Annotated in this window: 17 protein-coding genes; 4 read left to right on the plus strand and 13 right to left on the minus strand. The window is 70.3% G+C overall.

Features of this window, described 5'->3' with window-relative positions; all coding sequences use genetic code 11:
• Nucleotides 1–17 precede the first annotated feature (17 nt).
• Together H4W81_RS18100 and H4W81_RS18105 are read left to right on the plus strand one after the other, a co-directional pair.
• The gene (locus H4W81_RS18100; protein WP_192775898.1) at nt 18–368 is read left to right on the plus strand and encodes a nuclear transport factor 2 family protein; all 351 of its coding nucleotides are present in this window, start codon (nt 18–20) and stop codon (nt 366–368) included.
• Nucleotides 369–484: 116 nt separating this feature from the next.
• Nucleotides 485–1,786 carry an MFS transporter gene (locus tag H4W81_RS18105; protein ID WP_318781795.1) on the plus strand — a complete coding sequence of 434 codons (1,302 nt, stop codon included), beginning with the start codon at nt 485–487 and terminating at the stop codon, nt 1,784–1,786.
• On the opposite strand, the gene H4W81_RS18110 is transcribed toward H4W81_RS18105, so the two are convergent.
• Nucleotides 1,783–2,529: a metallophosphoesterase family protein gene (locus H4W81_RS18110; protein WP_192775899.1), complete on the minus strand. Its 747-nt coding sequence runs from the start codon at nt 2,527–2,529 to the stop codon at nt 1,783–1,785. The genes H4W81_RS18105 and H4W81_RS18110 overlap by 4 nt on opposite strands.
• A 58-nt stretch (nt 2,530–2,587) precedes the next feature.
• Nucleotides 2,588–2,821 carry a hypothetical protein gene (locus H4W81_RS18115; RefSeq protein WP_192775900.1) on the minus strand — a complete coding sequence of 78 codons (234 nt, stop codon included), beginning with the start codon at nt 2,819–2,821 and terminating at the stop codon, nt 2,588–2,590.
• A 102-nt stretch (nt 2,822–2,923) separates the two neighbouring features.
• On the opposite strand from H4W81_RS18115, the gene H4W81_RS18120 reads away from it, so the two are divergent.
• Nucleotides 2,924–3,499, plus strand: coding sequence for a Uma2 family endonuclease (locus H4W81_RS18120; protein ID WP_192780874.1), 576 nt, complete (start codon nt 2,924–2,926; stop codon nt 3,497–3,499).
• 54 nt (nt 3,500–3,553) lie between these two features.
• On the opposite strand, the gene H4W81_RS18125 is transcribed toward H4W81_RS18120, so the two are convergent.
• The 8 genes from H4W81_RS18125 to H4W81_RS18160 form a co-directional block, all read right to left on the minus strand.
• The gene (locus H4W81_RS18125) at nt 3,554–6,109 is read right to left on the minus strand and encodes a phenylalanine--tRNA ligase subunit beta (RefSeq protein WP_192775901.1); all 2,556 of its coding nucleotides are present in this window, start codon (nt 6,107–6,109) and stop codon (nt 3,554–3,556) included.
• Nucleotides 6,109–7,149 (minus strand): phenylalanine--tRNA ligase subunit alpha, encoded by a 1,041-nt coding sequence (gene pheS, locus H4W81_RS18130; protein ID WP_225959833.1) that lies wholly within the window; start codon nt 7,147–7,149, stop codon nt 6,109–6,111. The genes H4W81_RS18125 and pheS overlap by 1 nt, the downstream gene beginning before the upstream one ends.
• 187 nt (nt 7,150–7,336) lie before the next feature.
• Complete coding sequence (locus H4W81_RS18135) at nt 7,337–8,419, minus strand: sensor histidine kinase (protein ID WP_318781796.1); 1,083 nt, start codon at nt 8,417–8,419, stop codon at nt 7,337–7,339.
• Nucleotides 8,420–8,887: 468 nt separating this feature from the next.
• Nucleotides 8,888–9,691, minus strand: coding sequence for a TrmH family RNA methyltransferase (locus H4W81_RS18140; protein ID WP_192775903.1), 804 nt, complete (start codon nt 9,689–9,691; stop codon nt 8,888–8,890).
• A gap of 615 nt (nt 9,692–10,306) precedes the next feature.
• Nucleotides 10,307–10,690, minus strand: a complete 384-nt coding sequence (rplT, locus tag H4W81_RS18145; protein WP_192775904.1) for a 50S ribosomal protein L20 — start codon at nt 10,688–10,690, stop codon at nt 10,307–10,309.
• A 24-nt stretch (nt 10,691–10,714) separates the two neighbouring features.
• Entirely contained in the window at nt 10,715–10,909 is a 195-nt protein-coding gene (gene rpmI / locus H4W81_RS18150; protein WP_192775905.1) for a 50S ribosomal protein L35, read from the minus strand.
• Between the two features lie 118 nt (nt 10,910–11,027).
• Nucleotides 11,028–11,663: a translation initiation factor IF-3 gene (gene infC, locus H4W81_RS18155; protein WP_192775906.1), complete on the minus strand. Its 636-nt coding sequence runs from the start codon at nt 11,661–11,663 to the stop codon at nt 11,028–11,030.
• 470 nt (nt 11,664–12,133) lie between these two features.
• Nucleotides 12,134–13,039, minus strand: coding sequence for an alpha/beta fold hydrolase (locus tag H4W81_RS18160; protein WP_192775907.1), 906 nt, complete (start codon nt 13,037–13,039; stop codon nt 12,134–12,136).
• 112 nt (nt 13,040–13,151) lie between these two features.
• Here H4W81_RS18160 and H4W81_RS18165 point away from each other — a divergent pair, with 112 nt between their 5' ends.
• Entirely contained in the window at nt 13,152–13,853 is a 702-nt protein-coding gene (locus H4W81_RS18165; protein WP_192775908.1) for a winged helix-turn-helix transcriptional regulator, read from the plus strand.
• A 76-nt stretch (nt 13,854–13,929) separates the two neighbouring features.
• On the opposite strand, the gene H4W81_RS18170 is transcribed toward H4W81_RS18165, so the two are convergent.
• The 3 genes from H4W81_RS18170 to mltG (H4W81_RS18180) all read right to left on the minus strand — a co-directional run bounded on the left by H4W81_RS18170 (nt 13,930) and on the right by mltG (H4W81_RS18180) (nt 17,965).
• Nucleotides 13,930–14,760: a shikimate dehydrogenase gene (locus H4W81_RS18170; RefSeq protein WP_192775909.1), complete on the minus strand. Its 831-nt coding sequence runs from the start codon at nt 14,758–14,760 to the stop codon at nt 13,930–13,932.
• Between the two features lie 531 nt (nt 14,761–15,291).
• Entirely contained in the window at nt 15,292–16,446 is a 1,155-nt protein-coding gene (mltG, locus tag H4W81_RS18175; protein ID WP_192775910.1) for an endolytic transglycosylase MltG, read from the minus strand.
• 214 nt (nt 16,447–16,660) lie between these two features.
• Entirely contained in the window at nt 16,661–17,965 is a 1,305-nt protein-coding gene (mltG, locus tag H4W81_RS18180) for an endolytic transglycosylase MltG (protein ID WP_318781797.1), read from the minus strand.
• Nucleotides 17,966–18,739: the final 774 nt, after the last annotated feature.

Below are 18,739 nucleotides of genomic sequence, written 5' to 3' on the forward strand. Positions count from 1 at the left end.
ACAAAGGACGAAAAATCATGACGCTGATCGAGCGCTACGTGGCCGCTTGGAACGAGACCGACGCCGACGCCCGCGCCAAGGCCGTCGCCGAGCTGTGGACCGAGGACGCGACCTACACCGACCCGCTGGCCGACGTCGCGGGACACGACGGAATCGCCGCGGTCATCGCAGGGGCACAGGGCATGTTCCCCGGCCTGGTCTTCAGCGCGGGCGAGGTCTACGACGCCCACCACGACATCGCCCGCTTCACCTGGCACCTCGGCCCCGAGGGCGGCGAGCCGGTGGCGATCGGGTTCGACGTGGTGAAGCTCGCCGAGGACGGCCGGATCCGCCAGGTGCTCGGGTTCCTGGACAAAGTGCCCGGCTAGCACGCACCCCCGTGAACGCCCCCGCCGATACCTCCGGCGGGGGCATCGCCATGTCAGGGGCGCTCGCCGGAAAACCGGTTGCCCCGGCCAGGAGGGCCGGTCGACAATCTGACTCCGTGTCCGATTCACTCCGCCGCCTGCTCGCCCACCTGAAGCTCGACCTGGGCCCGCTGCGCGACTCCCGCGACTACCAGCTGCTGATGTCGTCCGGCGTCATCACGATGTTCGGCACGTTCATCACGATGGTCGCGGTGCCGTACCAGATGAAGGAGCTGACCGGCTCTTTCGTCGCGGTCGGTCTGGTGAGCCTGGCGGAGTTCGTGCCGATGGTGATCTGCGGCCTGTGGGGCGGCGCCATCGCCGACGCCCTCGACCGGCGCAAGGTCATCCTGCTCAGCGAGGTCGGGCTGCTGATCACCTCTGCGATGCTCACTCTCAACGCCATGCTGCCCGAGCCGCAGATCTGGGTGCTGTACGTGGTCGGCGCGCTGTCCACCGGCCTTGCCAGCCTGCAGCGTCCCAGCATGGAGGCGCTGATCCCGCAGATCGTCAGGCACGACCAGCTCGGCGCGGCGGCCGTGCTCGCCAGCCTGCGGTGGAACATCGGCGCGATCACCGCACCCGCGCTCGGTGGCCTGCTGGTGACCACGTTCAGCGTGGCGACGGCCTACGCCGTCGACACGGTCAGCTTCCTGCTCTCGCTGGTGCTGCTGTGGCGGATCAGGGCCGTGCCGCCGAAGGAGGACGCCGCCCCCGCCTCGATCAGGTCGATGGTCGAGGGCCTGCGCTACGCCGCGAGCCGGCGCGATCTGATGGGCACCTACCTGGTCGACATCGCCGCAATGGTCTTCGCCATGTCGACGGCGCTGTACCCGTTCCTGGCCGACGAGTTCGGCACCCCCCAGGCGGTGGGCCTGCTGTACTCGGCGGGCGCGGTCGGCTCGCTGATCGTCTCGCTCACCGGGGCGTGGACGGCACGCGTGCAACGGCAGGGCCTCGGCGTGATCCTGGCCGCGGGCCTCTGGGGCGTCTCGGTCGCGCTCGCGGCGGTGATGCCCAACCTCTGGGCGATCTTCGTCTGCCTGTCGCTGGCCGGCGCGGCCGACATGGTCAGCGGCATCTTCAGGATGACCATGTGGAACCAGACCATTCCCGAGGAGCTGCGCGGCCGCCTGGCCGGCATCGAGCTGCTCTCGTACGCCAGCGGCCCGATGCTCGGCAACGCGCGCGCCGGGCTCATGGGCGACCTCGGCGGCACCCGCTTCTCGCTGGGCGTGGGCGGACTGCTGTGCGTGGGGGCGGTCGGGCTGCTGTCGTGGCTGCTGCCCTCCTTCCGCGCCTACGACGCCAGGACCAGCGAGCACGCCCTGGCCGAGAAGGCCCGCAGGGAGGCCGCGCCCGCTGAGGGCCGGTCCTAGCCCGGCCGCCCCTCGGCCTTGCCGAAGGCCCGCAGCGCCGCGACGTCGGAGTGGGTGGCCGTCACGTACTCGGACACCCACTGTTCCACCTCGGCGTACCCGCTCTCCGCGACGATCCGCTCGGCCGCCGCGCGGGCGTCGAACGGGGTGCGCCGCAACGTCACCGCGCCGCTGCCGGTCTCCAGCAGCGCCCAGTGGGCGCCCGCCGTGCCGTACGGCATGCCGACCGAACCGGGGTTCACCACCAGCCTGCCGTCGACGAGCCTGAGGAACGGCATGTGCGTGTTGCCCAGCACCACCGTGTCGGCCTCGACTCCGTCGAGCACCTCTGCCCAGCGCTCGATCGCGCTGTCGACCAGGATCATCTCGTCGTCGCGCCGCGGCGTCGCGTGCGTGAACAGCGTCCGGCCCAGGGCGCCGAGGTCGAGGGCGCGCGACAGCGGCAGCGCCGCGAGCAGCTCCACCTGGTCGTCGCGCAGCCGCTCCCCCGCCCACTGCGAGATCGGGTATGCGCTGCCCTTGCCCCGCGCCACCTCCACCAGCTCGCGGTCGGCGTTGCCGTTGACCCAGAGCGCGCGCTCACCCAGCGACACCAGCAGGTCGAGCGTCTCGACCGGCTGCGGCCCCGCCGCCATGTCGCCGGTGAGCACGATCAGATCGGCCGCGGTCACGTCGGGTTCGGCCAGCACGGCTTCCAGCGCGGGAAGCACCCCGTGGATGTCGGAGAGAACGGCGATGCGCATGACCCCACGCTGCCCGCTCGGCCCGGTCGCGTTCAAGGTCGTTCACCGGCGGCGCAACTCACCCGCGTTCGCGCCAGCCCTCCCGCTCCTCCACCAGCGCGTCGACCTTGGGCAGGTGCTCGTCGTCGAGCGCCTCGACCACGACCACCCACTGCGCGTCCTCGGCGTCGTCCTCACCCGCGAGCGTCTCCTTGACGACGGCGGGCATCCCGAGCAGGGGGAACCACTCCGCCAGCGTCTCCGCCACCTCTTCGGCGTCGTCCCGCTCGGCGAACACCAGCAGCTGCCTCATGAAGGAAAAGCCTAGGGCGCGGACCCGCATCCTCGTTCACCGGGCGGGAAGGACGTAGATTGCTACCGTAGACGCATGACGGCCGAAGCGGTGACTCAGGAGATGACGACTCCCTCACTACCCGACTGGGTCTTCCCGCCGCCGGAGGGCTTCGTCGCGGAGGACCTCGATCACATTCCGGATCTGCCTGCGCACACTGAGCTCATCGACGGAAGCTTGGTGTTCGTGAGTCCTCAGGCTTCCTTCCACATGCGCATGCTCTCTCTCCTGGAGTTCGAGCTGCGACGGTTCGCACCGAGCACCCTCAAGGTGCGTCGAGAGATGAGCATCATCCTCGGGCCGAACCAGCGCCCCGAGCCTGATGTCAGCCTCATCCGAGCCGAGGCCGCGCATGGCGACGAGACCTTCTACCAGGCCGCGGACGTGGTTCTCGTGATCGAGGTGGTCTCGCCCGAGTCGCGGGTGCGCGACCGCGAGCGCAAGCCGCAGCTCTACGCCCAGGCGGGCATCGCCCACTTCTGGCGGGTCGAGCAGCAGGAAGACAGGCCTGTCATCTACGTCTACGAGCTCGATCCGGCCACCCGGGCCTACGCGCTGTCAGGCATCCACCACGACCGGCTGAAGCTCACCGTGCCGTTCGACGTCGACATCGACCTCAGCGAGATCGACCAGCTCTGACCCACGAGAAGGGGCCCGGGCGCACACCGTCGTGCGCCCGGGCCCTTCGCTCGCTCAGGCTCCGCGCAGCTGGGCGCCGACGCGGTCGGCCGCCATCGCCACGGCCGCGTCACGGGCGGCGGTCGTCTCCTCCACCGTCAGCGTGCGGTCGGCCGCGCGGAAGCGCAGCGTATAGGCCAGGGACTTGTTCCCCTCGCCCACCTGCGCGCCGGTGTAGACGTCGAACAGCCGCACCGACTCGAGCAGCTCGCCCGCGCCGTCGCGCAGCGCCGCCGCGACGTCGGCGACAGGGGTCCAGTCGGGCACGATCAGCGCGACGTCCTGGGTGGCGATCGGGTAGGAGGAGACGGGCGGCGTCTCCACCGGCCCCGGCATGGCCTTCTCCAGGCGGGTGAGCTCAAGCTCCATCGCGCAGGTGCGCGGCGGCAGCCCGTAGGCCTCGATCACGCGCGGGTGCAGCTCGCCGCCGTGGCCGACGAGCACGTCGCCCACGTAGAAGGCGGCGCACCTGCCGGGGTGCCACGGCTCGTGCTGGTCGGCCACGACCGTCAGCTCCACGTTGGCCTCGGCCGCCACCAGCCTGGCCGCCTGGACGGCGTCGGCCCAGGTGGCCTGGCGGCCCTTGCCCCACCAGCCCGAGCGCTCGAACTCGCCGGCGAGCACGACGGCGACCCGCTGCGGCTGCCTGGGCAGCGCCGACTCGATCGAGCCGAGCTCGTCGTCGGACGGCCTGCCGTCGACGCCGAGCACCGGCGCCTTGGCGGGCGCGCCCTCGACCGGCCGGTAGACCAGGCCGGTCTCGAACAGCGCCACGTCGCCGAAGCCGCGACCCACGTTGCGCACAAGGATCTTGAGCAGGCCCGGCAGCAGTGTGGTCCGCATGAGCGGCTCGTCCTCGGACAGCGGGTTGGCCAGCCGTACGGCACGGCGGCGGTCGTCGCCCTCGGGCAGCTGCAGGTGGTCGAGGTCGCGCTCGCCCACGAACGGGTAGGCGAGCACCTCGACGTAGCCCGCGGCGGCCAGCGAGCGGCCCACGCGCCTGCGCAGCCGCTGCGCCTCGGTCAGGCCCGCGCCCGCGGGGGCCTTGGGCAGGATCGAGGGCAGGTTCTCGTAACCCTCGAGCCTGATGACCTCTTCGGCCAGGTCGTTGGGGTCGGTGAGGTCGGGACGCCACGACGGCGGCGTCACGGTGATCATGTCGTCGCCCGTCACCGCCAGCAGCCCGTCGGTGTCACCGCCGGACACGACGCCGGTGGCGTCGACGCCGCCGCGCTGCGGCGCGGGGTCGGAGCCCGGCTCCACCACGCACCCGACCTGTTCGAGGCGGGTGATGACGCTCTCGCGGGAGTAGGGTACGCCGGCCACCGCGCCCGGGTGGGCGGTGGGGATCGCGATGCGCACCGGCGTGACCTCGGTCTCGGCGTGGGTGACGCCGGGCGCGGCCGTGGCCCCGCCGAGTGAGGTCAGCAGCTGCACCGCCCGCCAGGAGGCCACCAGCGGCAGCTCGCGGTCGACGCCGCGCTCGAACCGCTTGGACGCCTCGGACACCAGGTTGTGCCTGCGGGACATGCGGGCCGTGCCGGTGGCCGAGAAGTGCGCCGCCTCGATCACGATGTCCGTGGAGTCGGCGGAGATCTCGGTGTGCAGGCCGCCCATCGTGCCCGCCATCGAGATCGCGCCCGAACCGTCGGTGATGAGGATGTCGTCGGTGGTGAGCTTGCGCACGACGTGGTCGAGCGTCTCCAGGGTCTCGCCCTGGCGCGCCCGCCGTACGACGATCTCGCCGGTCAGCTTGGCCCTGTCGAAGGCGTGCAGCGGCTGGCCGAGCTCGAGCATCACGTAGTTGGTGACGTCGACGGCCAGCGACACCGGGCGCATGCCCGCCCTGGTCAGCCTGATGCGCATCCACAGCGGGCTGGGCGCCGCGGGGTCGAAGCCGCGCACCTCGCGCAGCACGAACCTGTCGCACGCGGTGGGGTCGCCGATCGAGGCCGGGTAGGCGGGCTCGGTCGCGGCGGGCAGCTCGACGGCGGCGGGGTCGCGGAAGGCGACGCCGAAGGCGGTGGCCGCCTCGCGCGCCACGCCCCTAATCGACAGGGCGTAGCCGATGTCGGGGGTGATCTCCAGCTCGATCACGTCGTCGCGCAGGCCGAGCAGCTCGACCACGTCGGTGCCGATCGGGGTGTCGGCCGGCAGGACCATGATGCCGTTGTGGTCGTCGCCGAGACCCAGCTCGCGCTCGGAGCAGATCATGCCCTCGGACAGGCGGCCGTAGGTCTTGCGCGCGCCGACCTCGAAACCGCCGGGCAGCACGCCGCCGGGCAGCACGACCGGCACGCGGTCGCCGGCGACGAAGTTGGCGGCGCCGCAGACGATCTGGCGCGGCTCGGCCTCGCCGACCTCGACCATGCAGTGGCGGATCGGCTTCTTGAAGCCGGTCAGCTCCTCGACCGAGAGCACCTCACCGACCACGACGTTCTTCACGTCGTGGCCGTGGGAGGTGATGCTCTCGAGCTTGAGCCCGGCGGCGGTGAGCTTGTCCGCCACCTCGTGCGCGGTGACGGCGGGGAGGTCGACGTGCTCCCGCAGCCAGGAAAGCGGGACCTTCATCAGATCTCCATTCCGAACGGGAGGGTGAAGCGGACGTCGCCCTCGACCATGTCACGCATGTCTTCGGCGTTGTGGCGGAACATCAGCGTCCGCTCGATGCCCATGCCGAAGGCGAAGCCGGAGTACTTGCGCGGGTCGACGCCACAGGCGACGAGCACGCGCGGGTTGACCATGCCGCAGCCGCCCCACTCGATCCAGCCCTCGGACTTGCAGGTGCGGCACGGCGGGTTGCCGGGAACGGCCGACTGGCCCCTGCACACGAAGCACTTCAGGTCCATCTCGGCCGAAGGCTCGGTGAAGGGGAAGTAGTTGGGCCTGAACCTGGTCGTGATGCCCTCGCCGAACATGATCTCGGCGAACCTGTCGAGCGTGCCCTTGAGGTGCGCCATCGTCAGGCCCTCGTCGATCGCCAGGCCCTCGACCTGGTGGAAGACGGGGGTGTGGGTGGCGTCGAGCTCGTCGGTGCGGAACACCTTGCCGGGCGAGACCACGTAGACGGGGACGCCCCTCTGCAGCAGCGCCCTGATCTGCACGGGCGAGGTCTGGGTGCGCAGCACCTTGCCCGAGTCGGTGGACTCCACGAAGAAGGTGTCGTGGTCGGAGCGGGCGGGGTGGTCGGCGGCGATGTTGAGCGCGTCGAAGTTGAACCACTCGCCTTCGAGCTCGGGACCCTCCGCGACCTCGTAGCCCATCGCGACGAAGGTGTCGGCGATGCGCTCCTGCATGGTGGTCAGCGGGTGGCGGGCGCCCCTCGGGACGCGGTCCCACGGCAGCGTGACGTCGACGGTCTCCTCGACGAGGACGCGGGCGTCGCGCTCGGCCTCCAGCTCGGCCTGGCGCGCGGCGAGCGCCTCGTTGATCGCCTTGCGGGCGGCGCCGATGCGCTTGCCCGCCTCGGCGCGGGCCGCGGGCGGCAGGGCGCCGATCTCGCGGTTGGCCAGCGCGATCGGCGAGCGGTCTCCGGCGTGCGCGAGGCGGACCTGCTTGAGTGCGTCGAGATCGCCCGCCGCCTTGATCGCGGCGACGGCCTCGGCCTCCATGCCCGCCAGCTCGTCGGCGTGCAGTGGGGTGACCTCGACGGGGTCGTAGTCAGACAAGAGAGAGCTCCGTATCCAGGGCTTGAGCGGACCCGAGTCTAGTCGGATCGGCAGGACGGGTCGTGCGGCGACGGCCGTCTGTGGAAAAAGCTGCGGCCTGCCGTACCTGCTGTGGAAAGCCCGCAGGGCCCTACGCGAAGTCGGGGGTGCCTGCGGGCATGGTAAATCGGAACTCCGCCCCGCCCTCGGGCGCCCGCTGCACGGTGATCGTGCCACCGTGGGCCTCGACCAGACCCTTCACGATGAACAGGCCGAGACCGGTGCCGCCGCGCCTGCGGCTGTTGCCGCGCCAGAACTGCCGGAAGACGCGCGGGGCCAGCTCGGGCGCGATGCCCTCGCCCTGGTCTCGCACGGACACGGCAACCCCCCAGCCGACGGATTCGATCTCGATCGTGACGGTGCCCCTTCCGTGGCGCACCGCGTTCTCCACCAGGTTACCGAGAATCTGGTCGATCTTGTCGGCGTCGAGCCACATCTCCGGCAGCTCGTCGGCGACGTTCAGCCTGAAGCGGTCTTCGGGCTCACCCGCCGCGACCCTCCCGGCGATGATCCGGCGCGCGCGAGCCGCCACGTCGACCACCTGCCGGTGGATCTCCAGCCGCCCCGACTCGATGCGCGAGACGTCGAGCAGCTCGGTGATCAGCCTGGTCACCCGGTCGGCGTCGTTGTTGACGGTCTCGAGCATCACGAGCTTCTGCTCTTCGGTGAAGCGGGTCCACTTGGCCAGCAGTGTGGCGGTGAAGCCCTTCACACTGGTCAGCGGCGAGCGCAGCTCGTGGGCGACCGTGGAGACGAGGTCGGCCCTGCTGCGCTCCAGCCTGGCCCTCGCTCCCCCGTCGCGCAGCGTGATCGTCACCCGCTCGACGTCGCCGCTCCTCGGCGGCCTGCGCACGAGCCTGGCCGTGACGTGCAGTTCCTGCCCGCCCGGCAGGTGCAGCGGGCGCTCGGGCACTCTCGTCCTGGTGCGCAGCCCGCTGTGCGGGTCGAGGCACTTCCACCACTCGCGCCCGTCGTGGTCGCGGAAGGGGAAGACCTCGTTGATGTCGCCGCCGACGGCCCGCTCACGGGCGACGCCGGTGAGCCGCGTCGCGGCCCGGTTGACGGCCAGGATCGTGCCGAACCGATCGGTGACGATGAGCCCGTCGGGAAGGTCGTCGATCGGCACCGAGCACGAGGGATCGGCCACTCGCCCATCGGTATCTTCGCCGTGCACGAACCCCGCCTCCTCGACACCTACAAGCCCGACAATAGCGGGTTTCCCGCCCGGCCAGGGCATCCGCATGCGCTGAGCCCGGGCATCCGCACGCACATCTTCCGGCGAGTGCGCGGGCATGCGTGGGTGCGTGCGCGGGCATCCGTATGAGCCTGCGCGGACGTCCCTCATTCTTGTACGGCTACCGCACGGGAGGGCCCATCCAATGCGCCGGCGGGCGCCCGTCCAGGGACACGGCACGCGAGCTCACCGGCTGACGTCCCCGACGAGGCGACCTCAGCCGCTCACTCCCCACGGGTGGTCACCCAACGGCACAGCCGCCCCACCCGAGGAACGGCCACCCCACGAGGCGCGTCATGCCACGAACGGCCACCAGACGAGGCGGGTTACCCCCGGGAACGCCGTCCAACAGAAGGAGTCACCCAGGAGAAGTCGTCCAAGCGCGCGTATCGTCCGACGGGTGGTCGTTCAGGTGGTTCGTTGGGCTCGGGCGGAGGCGTAGAGGCAGACGGCGGCCGCGGTGGCGAGGTTGAGGCTTTCGGCCTGGCCGTAGATGGGGACGCGGACCACGTCGTCGGCCAGGGCCAGGAGTTCCTCGGGCAGTCCCCATGCCTCGTTGCCGAACACCCAGGCGGTCGGGCCCGACAGGTCGACGTCGTCAAGCGTGTGCTTGCCGGAACCGTCCGCCGCGAGAACCCGCAGCCCGCTCTCCTTCAGCCGCTGGACGGCCTGGCCCACCGGTGTCCCGATCACCACCGGCAGGTGGAACAGGCTGCCCGCGCTCGCCCTGACGCACTTGCCGTTGTAGGGATCGACCGAGGCGTCCGTGAAGATCACCGAGTCGGCGCCCGCCGCGTCGGCGGTGCGCATCACGGTGCCGGCGTTGCCGGGGTCTCGCACGTGTGCGAGGACCGCCACCAGCCGCGCCCGCTCCGTCACGGCCTCCTCCAGCGGCGTGTGGACGAGACCGCAGATGGCCACCAGTCCCTGCGGGGTGACCGTCTGGGACAGTTCGGCCATCACCTCGCCGCTCGCCCGGTGGATGGGCACGCCCTTCAGGGTGGCGTCGGTGATGAGGTCGCCGTGGCGGAGCTCGGCCTCGGCGGTGGTGAACAGCTCGACCACGACGCCCTCGAGCTTCAGCGCCTCACGAACGGCCTGCGGGCCCTCGGCGAGGAACTTGCGGTCCTGCTCCCTGAAGGCGCGCTTGGTGAGCCGCCGCGCCGCTTTCACCCGCGGAGCCTTCACATTGGTCAGCTCGGATCCGGCCATGCCCTGTGTCCCCCACTCATCGAACGCTCATGCCCCGCACGAGCCATTGTCCTGCCCTCGCGACCCGTTCCCGACCACTTCCGGCCCTCCACCCGAGTCCTGTGGTCCACCTGTGTCCTGTGCGAGCGACCTCACGGCTTAGGGCGACGTCACGGCTCCCCGTCATCCAAGCGCTGCGCGGAGGGCGACGTCACGGCTCCTCCTCGTTCACGTGCGTGCCGGGTGTTGACGCAAGGGCTGCCGTCGTCCCGCCTGAGGCCTTTTCCGGGCGATGTAGCGGCGGGAAGGCGGCGCGCTCGAGTGGCGTCGACAGACGGGCGGCAGGCGGTGACCACGGGAGAGCCCGACCCCGCTTGCCGTACGGCCCGGCGGACGGAGAGCATCGCAGAGGCCGGCCCGGTACGGAGAGCATCACGCAGAGGCCGGCCCGGCGGACGGAGGGCATCACGCAGAGGCCGGCCCGGCGGACGGAGAGCATCACGCAGAGGCCGGCCCGGCGATGGAATGCACCACGCAGAGGCCGGCCCGGGCCCGGCACGGAGTTGGCAGAAGCCGGGGGAACGCAAACGGGCCCACCGACGCGTCGGTGGGCCCTGAAGAACCGTGTGGGAACGGTCAGCCCGCAGCCGGGGCGTTCACGTTCGCCGGCAGAGCCTTCTTGGCGGCCTCGACCAGCGTCGCGAAAGTCTGGCTGTCGTTGACAGCGAGGTCCGCGAGGATCTTGCGGTCGACCTCGATGTTGGCCAGACGCAGACCCTGGATCAGGCGGTTGTAGGTCATGCCGTTCTGACGAGCCGCAGCGTTGATCCGCTGGATCCACAGGCGGCGGAAAGCGCCCTTGCGGTCCTTGCGGTCACGGTAGGCGTAGGTCATCGAGTGGAGCATCTGCTCCTTGGCCTTGCGGTACAGCCTGGACCGCTGGCCACGGTAACCACTCGCCCGCTCGAGGACGACCCTGCGCTTCTTCTTGGCGTTGAGCGCCCGCTTCACGCGTGCCATGTTGTATCTCCCCGGGGACTTGCGCTACTTAGCGAGCAGCTTCTTGATCTTCTTGGTGTCGGCGTCGGACATCACCACGTCCGGCGCGAGCCGGCGGGTGCGGGTTGACGGCTTGTGCTCAAGCAGGTGCTTGCGGTTCGCCCGGCGGCGAACGATCTTGCCGGAGCCGGTCACCCGGAACCGCTTCTTCGCACCGCTGTGCGACTTCATCTTCGGCATCTGCCGTCTCTCCTCAATTCGTCCGTGCCGAATCCCGGGCCCGTGCGGGCCGGCCCGGTTGCGGCGTTGTTCCTCTGGCGCTGGCTGGGTTGCCTGTAAGGCTAACCCCAACTGCGGGTCACTCTTCCGGTGCGGAAGGCTCCTCGCCATCGCGCTGCGCCTTGGCCGCTGCCTTTTCGGCCTTGGCCTCGGCCTTCTTCTTGTGCGGACCGATCACCATGATCATGTTACGACCGTCCTGCTTCGGCTGGGACTCGACGAAGCCGAGCTCCGTCACGTCCTCGGCCAGCCGCTGGAGGAGCCGGAATCCCAGCTCGGGACGCGACTGCTCACGTCCGCGGAACATGATCGTGACTTTGACCTTGTCCCCCGCCTTGAGGAACCGCACCACGTGACCCTTCTTGGTCTCGTAGTCGTGCGGGTCGATCTTCGGCCGGAGCTTGATCTCCTTGATGATCGTGTGCGCCTGATTCTTGCGCGCCTCGCGCGCCTTCATCGCGGACTCGTACTTGAACTTGCCGTAGTCCATGAGCTTGCACACGGGCGGACGAGCCGTGGCCGCGACCTCGACCAAATCGAGGTCGGCCTCCTGAGCGAGCTTCAGCGCATCGTGAATGGACACGATGCCGACCTGCTCACCGTTCGGGCCGACGAGGCGAACCTCGGGCACACGGATGCGCTCGTTGATGCGGGGCTCAGTGCTGATGGGGCCTCCTAGGTATGCGATCCCTACGCGCTCGATCGTGCCGGGCATCGGCGCGCGTGAACGCGAAAATGCCCCGCACGTCGCGCATGCGGGGCCACTGAGCTTGGCGGCTCAAATGGCCGTAAGCTCCCCGGAGTAAGTCCGGCGTGATCCTTGACCCGGCCACCTCGCGGTGAACAGGTGGGAGGGGGACCTCCGCTTGCGCGTCCAGCAGGCATGCCGGACCGATCAGAGAGCTACATTACCACAACCACGGGCGTTCTCCGAATCATCCCGCGCCCCGCTCTCCGGTGAAGGAGCAGCCCGAACGGGGGCCGTCTCCCGGCGAAGGAGCGTAGCAAGCCTCCTGGTCAAGGGGTTTCGTCTTCCTGGTGCGGGGACCACTGCAGCACGAGGATCCGCCTCCCCGATCACAGACTCCCTGACGAAGGAGCGGTGACCCCTTCGGCCGCCCGAAGATCCGTCTCCCTGGTCAAGGAGAGTCGTCTTCCTGATGGAGGAGCGGAGACCCCGGTCGGTCACCGCACGCCGGGCTCGGTGTGCCCGACGATCGCCGGGATGACCGTGTCCCACACCTGGTACGGCGGCATCTGGTGGCCCATGCCGGGCAGCGGGATCAGCGAGGCACCGGGGATCTCGCGGGCCAGGGCCTCGGCATGGCCGTAGGGGAACAGTGGGTCCTCGGTTCCGTGCAGGACCAGGGTCGGTGCGGTGATCTCGCCGAGGCGGGGGCGGATCGGCTCGCCGCCCTCGATCATCCAGTGGTTCGACGCGGCCGCCGGAACCGGGCTGCGGTCGAACGCCCGCCCGGCGGTGCGGCGTACACGGTCCTCGTCGACCGGGATCGTGCCGGAGAAGGCGTGCTCGGCGGCGAGGAAGTACGCGATGACCGCGTCGCGGTCGGACCAGTCGGGGCCGGGGGCCGGATCCTCGAACATCTTGGCCAACGCCTCGCTCATCGGCGGCAGGTCGGGATCGTCCGGACCGCCGGGCCCGCCGGGGCTGGTGGACATCAAGGTGAGCGACAGGACCCGTTCCGGGTGTTCGATGCCGAGCCGCTGCGCGAGGCCCCCGCCCATCGAGATGCCCACGATGTGCGCGGCGGCCAGGCCGTACGCGTCGAGCACGCCGACCGCGTCGGCGAGCAGGTCAGCCTGTGTGTACGTCGGCGCGCCGACGGGGAACGTCGTGGAGCGACCGGTGTCACGGGTGTCGTAGCGGATCACATACCGGCCGGACGCGGCGAGTCGGGCGGTGAAGTCGTCGTCCCACCAGTCCATCGACGCCTCCGCGCCCGAGATGAGCAGGATCGCGGGGTTGCTCGGGTCGCCGAAGGCCTGTACGGCCAGGTCGACATCGTTGGCGTGCACCGTCTCCTGCGGTGTGGTCTGGGACGGGCTCGTGGTCGCCTGGCTGTCGTGCATGGTGTCCCTCCGGGGTCGGGTCGAGCGTGCCTCGTCACGACTCTACTTCGATAATCGAAGTAGATGCTACTATTTTCGTAGTTAGATGTGGCCGACTACGGACGTGGTGGCGATGGCGAGCGCGAAGATCCCTGAGAAGACCTCCGAGAAAGTCGGCGAGAAGGTCGGCAAGCGCACGTACGGACAGGCGTGTCCCATTGCCCACGCGCTCGACATGATCGGCGAGCGCTGGGCACTGCTGGTGGTGCGGGAACTGCGCCTCGGGCCACGCCGCTACGCCGACCTGCAGGCCGCCCTGCCCGGACTGGGCCCCAGTGTGCTCGCACAGCGGCTACGAGATCTCGAGGCGGTCGGCGTTCTGCGCAGGCGTACGCTGCCACCGCCTGTGGCCGGCAGGACGTACGAGCTGACCGAATGGGGCGCCGAGTTGGAGCCGGTGTTCGCGGCGCTTCGGACCTGGGGCATGCGCTCACCGGTCGTGCCACTGACCGGGGGAATCAGCGCCGACACCGTACTGCTCGGCCTGCGCGCCTTCTTCGTGCCGCAGCCGGACGCGCCGTGGACCGCGACGTACCGGATCGCCCTGGAACGCGACGTCTACCGCGTCGAGGTCGTCGACGGCGAACTGGCCGCCGTCGCGCGCGGCCAGGATTCCGGCCCGGCGGACGCATACCTCGAGAGCGACCATCTCACGCTGCAGTCCGTACTGAGCCACGAACGTTCACTGGCCTCGGCGATCGATGACGGCGCACTCACGGTGACCGGCGATCTCGAGGCGGTCAGGCGACTGATCGACGCAGTCCCGCCACGCTGACGGCGACCAGCGCATCCCAGGCGGTGGAAGTGGCGGTTCACCGAGGAGAACCCCGCTTGGTCCGGCCTCGATGTGGTCAAGCCGTTTGCGCGGCCCGTCTGCGGATCTCGGCCTCGCCTGCCGCGCGCATCGCCTCGACCGGCACGTCCCCACGTCCCGTCATCAGCTCCACCTGCCTGACGGCCTGGTGCAGCAGCATCGGGAACCCGCCGACCACCTTCCCGCCCCCGGCCTCCACGGCGGCGGCCAGCCGGGTCGGCCACGGCGCGTAGACGACGTCGAACAGCGCCGGAACCCGGGCGAGCTGCCCGGCGAAGGAGTCGGCCGCGCCCCCGGGTAGCGTCGAGACCACCAGGTCGACGTCGAGCAGCGCCTCGAGCTTGTCGAACGTCTCCACCGCGAGAGCCACCCCGAGCCGTTCGGCCACCTCGATGGTCTCCCCCGCCCTGGCGGGGTCGCGCGCCACCAGCGTCGCCGTCCGCAGGCCGAGGTTGCGCAGGGCCGCCAGCGCCGAGGCGGCGGTCGCGCCCGCCCCCAGCACCAGCGCCGAGCCCGGCGCGGGAACCCCGGCCTCGGCCAGGGCCCGTTCGATGCCGTAGACGTCGGTGTTGTCGCCGTGCCTGACCCCGTCGGTGAACACCACCGTGTTGGCTCCGCCCACCTCGACGGCCAGGTCGGAGACCGTGTCGAGCAGCGGGAGCACGGCCCGCTTGAGCGGCATCGTCAGCGACAGCCCGGCCCAGTCGGCGGCGTCGAGCAGGGCAGGAAGCCGCGCCTCGTCGCACTCGTGCGCCTCGTAGGTCCAGCCGGTCAGGCCCATCGCCTGGTAGGCCGCCCTGTGCAGGTAGGGCGAGAGCGAGTGCGCGATCGGCGACCCCAGCACCGCCGCCCGTCCCGTCGTCCGCACGTCCACTCCTTCTCCCCACCGACCGATCCCAGGACTCTACCGCCCCCGCTCTCCTGCACGTCGTCACCCGCCCCCCGGCCCGCCCGCTCTCCACCCCCTACGGGCTCTCCTGTACGGCAAGCCCTCTCAAGCGCCACCGTGGGCACGGGGCCGGGCTCCCTCCAGGGATACGCTCACCGAGCCCACGTGGCCTGCCACCGTCACGGACACCCGAGGACAGGCGGTCATCCTCACGAGCGAAGGAACGACGCTTCAGCGTCACACCCGCGCGGCGTGACCGTTCCTCGGCCTGTCGGGTTCACGGGCGATGTAACGGCGGATCACCGGCGCGCCCGAGTGGCGTCGACCGGGCAGACGGTCAGCGGTGACCACCGGGGAGCGTGACGGGGCTTGCCGTACAGGCCGGAAGGAGAGCAGACGACCCGGGCCCAGGCCGAGAGAAAGAAAAGGCGCGAGTCCGGAGTGTGGGCGGGCCGGGAGGGCGGCCCGCCCAGAGGGAGCGGCAAAGCTGGGAGCACTCAAACAGCGGCTTCAGCCGTTGTTGCGGTCGAACTCGGCCTTGAGCTTCCAGAACTCGTCTTCGCGGGTCGTGAACTTCGTGATCCTCTTCTTGGGGTCCGTGGTCACGAAGTACAGGTAGCCGTTGTCGCTCGGGTTGAGAGCCGCCTCGATCGCGTGCTCGCCCGGGTTGCCGATCGGGCCCGGCGGCAGCCCCTGGTACATGTACGTGTTGTACTTCGACTTACTCGCCAGGTCGGCGTGGGTGGCCGAGATGCCGTACTTTCTGAGCCCGTACATGACCGTGCTGTCCATCCGCAGGTGCATCGGCGGCTTGAGGGCGAGCCTGTTGTAGATCACTTCCGCGATCTTCGGCATGTCCTCGTACGTGCCCGCCTCGGCCTGCACGATGCTCGCGATCGTCATGATCTCCGCGGGCGTGTGCCCGAGCTGCTTGGCCGCCTCTTCCAGGTTCGTCTTGCCCGCCGCCTGGGTGTAGCGGTCGACCATCTGCGTGAGGATCTGGGTCGGCGAGGCGTTCGGCTCGAACTGGTAGGTGGCGGGGAAGGCGTAGCCCTCGAGCCCTCTGGCGTAGGGGGGAAGGCCGATGGCCTCCTTGTCCTTGGCCGCTTCGGCGAACTCCTTCGCCGGCTTCTTGGTCTGCTTGGCGAGGATCTCGAAGACCTCGCTGAGCCTGATGCCCTCCTTGATGAGCACCGTGTTCTGCAGCTTCTCGCCCGAGACGAGCACCTCGACGGCCGTCGCGGCCGGCATGCCCTTTTTGAGGGTGTACTGGCCGGGCTGCAGCGCCGAACTCTTGCCCGCGCTGGCGATCGCGTTGGTGAAGGCGCGCTCGCTGGCCACGACGCCCTGGGCCTGCAGGGTCTTGGCGACGTCGGAGGCGTTCTGGCCGTCCTTGACCTCGATCACCACCTCGCCGGTGCCCGGGCCCTTGAAGTCGTCGGGCACCAGCGCGTCGCTGAGCCAGAGGTACCCGTAGTAGCCGCCGCCGCCGATGATGCCGACCAGGACGATCATGGCGAGCAGGGGGGCGAGGAATCTGCCTCGGTTGCGGCGCCTGCGCCGGCGGCGACCGCGGCCGGTCTTGGCGGAATCACGAGAGCGGCCCCGGGTTCGACCTTCGTCGTCCTCGGCGCCGAGCAGGAAGTCCATGTCGAGATCGTTCATAGGTGCGCTGGCCAATCTCCCGGTAGGAACGGCCTGGCGTCAAGGGGTTGTGCCAAACCGGTGGGGGTTACCGAGCCGAACGGGGGTGTCCGCCAGCCTTGGGGCGATGACCAGCGGAGATCACTGTGCGTAGCCATGCTAGGGGATACGGGGAGCGCGAGCGCCCCGACCCTGGGCCGGGGCCTCGGTGGGACGGGGGGTGTCCCGATGAGCATCAATGCGTCCCGAGGTAATCGTTCAACTCTTCCCGGTATCTCACGAACTCACTCTCTTTGTCGGTGAATTTCGTGATTCTATGCTCCGGGTCCGTCGTCACAAACCAGTACCAGTCACCTTCCGCGGGGTACAGCGCCGCCATCAGCGCCTTCTCTCCCGGATTGGCGATCGGTCCTGGAGGCAGTCCCTTGTGCCGATAGGTGTTGTACGGCGAGCGGACCTTGGTGTCCTCCACCGACACCTTCAGCGTCCTCCTGCCCAGTGCGTACGTGACGGTGGCGTCGAGCTGGAGCGGGGTTCCGCCCTTGAGCCTGTTGTAGATCACCCTAGCGATCTTCGGGTAGTCGCTGTCCCTTCCGCCCTCCGCCTGCACGAGGCTCGCCACCGTGACGGCCTCCAGCGGCGTGAGGTGGACCTCGGCGGCGCGCGTTTCGAGCTCGATCGCCTGCGCCGCCTGCTTGTACCTGCTCACCATGCGCCTGAGCAGGTCGGCCGCCGTGGTGCCCGGCTCGACCTCGTAGGTCGCCGGGTAGAGGAAGCCCTCAGCGCCGCGCGCGTAGCCGGGCAGTCCCAGGGTGGTGTCCTTGACCGCCTGGAAGTCCTTGAGCGGGATACCGGCCTGCTTGGCCAGGTGCGGGAGCGCCTCGGTCTGCCGCATCCCCTCGGGCAGCGTGACCCGCCTGACGATGCGCGAGCGCGGGGACAGGAGCAGGTCGAGCGCGGCTGACGCGGCCATCCCCTTGCGCAGGCGGTAGTGCCCGGGGTGCAGGCTGCCGGCTTTGGAACGTTCCTCCGTGACGTTCACGAACGACCTGGCGCTCGCGACGACACCCGCGTCGGCCAGCACCTCGCCGACGTCTCCGGCGCTGGCGCCCGGCACGATACGCACCGTCACCGCGCCCGTTCCCGCTCCTTCGAAGTCGTCGGGGCTGATGTACGGCTTGAGCACCACGAACGCGGCGACTCCGAGGGCCAGCACGGAGGCGGCGGCGCCGGCGGCCAGCAGCCCGGCCCTGCGCAGCGACCTGCTCCTGCTGTGGGCCTGGTCATCGTCCGAGGAGGACTTGCCGGGGGCACCGGCCTCCGTATCGGCGTCCTCCGCCGCCTGCTCCTCCTCGTCCGACGGACGATCGAAGGGGATCACGTCGGCCGCCTCGTCCTCGCCCCCCGCCTCGTCCTCGCCCCCCGCCTCGTCCTCACCTTCGGACCCGGCCGCGCTCTCGCCGTCAGCCTCCGGCGCGCCTTCAGACCCTGGCGGCCCTTCGTCGCCGGTCTCCGCCGCGCTGTAGCCTTCCGGCCGCACCGCTCTCCCGTCACGGGTCTCCGCGGCGCCGGCGTCCGCTGATGCCGATTCCCCTTCGCCGTCGGGCTCCGGAGGGGGCGGCATGTCGTTCTCGGGATCAGCCGCTCGCTCGGGCGACGCCTCTGTCTCACGACCAGACGCTGTCTCACGACCAGACGCTGCCTTACGACCAGACGCGCCCTCAGGCGACCTCTCTCGCCCGGGCGCGAGAGGGGGCTCGGGTGAGGGGTCGTCCTCGGCGCGGCCAGCCGAGTTCCTGGGGGCTGCGTCCGAAGGTCTCTCGGGTTCGCCCGTCGCCAGGAGCCTGTCATCGGGCGTGAAGGGCGCCGTGTCCTCCAGGGAGCCGCCCTCCACCGCCCCCGAGCCGCCACCCGCTGGAACAGAACCCCGGCCCGAGGAAGCGGAACCGCCTCCCGATGGAACAGCATCACCGCGCGAAGAAGCCGAGCCATCGTCCGAGGAAGCCGAGCCACTACCCGACGAAACAGAACCATCACCCGACGAAGCCGAGCCACCACCGGACGAAACGGAACCACCGCGTGAAGAGACCCAGCCGTCGTCCGAGGAAGCCGGATCCTCACCCGATGGCCCCGTGCCGTCGCTCGATGGAGCGGCGTCGTCGCTCGGTGGGAGCGAGGCGCCGTCCGGGGAGCCGCCGTCCCGCTCCAAGGGGCCGGTGCCGGGTCTGCGGGCCACGGCGTCCGGCGGAGCGGCGCCATCCGGCGTGGCGGCGGCTTCCGGCGTGGAGGTATCGTCCCGCCGAGGCGGGTTGTT

This window comes from Nonomuraea africana (assembly GCF_014873535.1).
Lineage (GTDB): Bacteria > Actinomycetota > Actinomycetes > Streptosporangiales > Streptosporangiaceae > Nonomuraea > Nonomuraea africana.

Bases quoted from the DNA above. Each gene is read 5' to 3' on its own strand.
- H4W81_RS18100 (WP_192775898.1), top strand. From the start codon at position 18: ATGACGCTGATCGAGCGCTACGTGGCCGCTTGGAACGAGACCGACGCC.
- H4W81_RS18110 (WP_192775899.1), bottom strand. From the start codon at position 2,529: ATGCGCATCGCCGTTCTCTCCGACATCCACGGGGTGCTTCCCGCGCTG.
- H4W81_RS18115 (WP_192775900.1), bottom strand. From the start codon at position 2,821: ATGAGGCAGCTGCTGGTGTTCGCCGAGCGGGACGACGCCGAAGAGGTG.
- H4W81_RS18120 (WP_192780874.1), top strand. From the start codon at position 2,924: ATGACGACTCCCTCACTACCCGACTGGGTCTTCCCGCCGCCGGAGGGC.
- H4W81_RS18125 (WP_192775901.1), bottom strand. From the start codon at position 6,109: ATGAAGGTCCCGCTTTCCTGGCTGCGGGAGCACGTCGACCTCCCCGCC.
- pheS (WP_225959833.1), bottom strand. From the start codon at position 7,149: ATGGAGGCCGAGGCCGTCGCCGCGATCAAGGCGGCGGGCGATCTCGAC.
- H4W81_RS18140 (WP_192775903.1), bottom strand. From the start codon at position 9,691: ATGGCCGGATCCGAGCTGACCAATGTGAAGGCTCCGCGGGTGAAAGCG.
- rplT (WP_192775904.1), bottom strand. From the start codon at position 10,690: ATGGCACGCGTGAAGCGGGCGCTCAACGCCAAGAAGAAGCGCAGGGTC.
- rpmI (WP_192775905.1), bottom strand. From the start codon at position 10,909: ATGCCGAAGATGAAGTCGCACAGCGGTGCGAAGAAGCGGTTCCGGGTG.
- infC (WP_192775906.1), bottom strand. From the start codon at position 11,663: ATGCCCGGCACGATCGAGCGCGTAGGGATCGCATACCTAGGAGGCCCC.
- H4W81_RS18160 (WP_192775907.1), bottom strand. From the start codon at position 13,039: ATGCACGACAGCCAGGCGACCACGAGCCCGTCCCAGACCACACCGCAG.
- H4W81_RS18165 (WP_192775908.1), top strand. From the start codon at position 13,152: ATGGCGAGCGCGAAGATCCCTGAGAAGACCTCCGAGAAAGTCGGCGAG.
- mltG (WP_192775910.1), bottom strand. From the start codon at position 16,446: ATGAACGATCTCGACATGGACTTCCTGCTCGGCGCCGAGGACGACGAA.